A 332-nucleotide genomic window follows, 5' to 3' on the forward strand; every position below is an offset into this window, starting at 1 on the left:
GAAATCTCTTGGAACATCTGCCGCTCCGTCTTGTCGCCTCGGAAAATCTGATTGTACAAAATTCCATCCTTGATAAAGAGCACACGTTTGGCGCGACTTGCCGCCGCTGTCGAATGCGTTACCATAAGAATGGTTTGTCCGCGGTCATTGATGTCATCAAACACATCTAAAAGCGCCGCAGAGGATTTTGAATCTAACGCTCCAGTTGGCTCGTCCGCTAATAAAATCTCCGGCTCAGTAATAATCGCTCGTGCCACTGCCACCCGTTGCTTTTGACCACCTGAAATCTCATAAGGAAACTTCTCTTGTAAGCTGTTAATCCCTAGTTCATT

General features: G+C 46.7%; 1 protein-coding gene. It reads right to left on the reverse strand.

Annotation, left to right across the window (positions count from 1 at the left end; translation table 11 throughout):
* On the reverse strand, positions 1-332 hold a 332-nt coding region (locus HMPREF2542_RS04300; RefSeq protein ID WP_148129461.1), incomplete at both ends, for an ATP-binding cassette domain-containing protein.

This window comes from Streptococcus sp. HMSC034B05, from assembly GCF_001809055.1.
Classification (GTDB): domain Bacteria; phylum Bacillota; class Bacilli; order Lactobacillales; family Streptococcaceae; genus Streptococcus; species Streptococcus constellatus.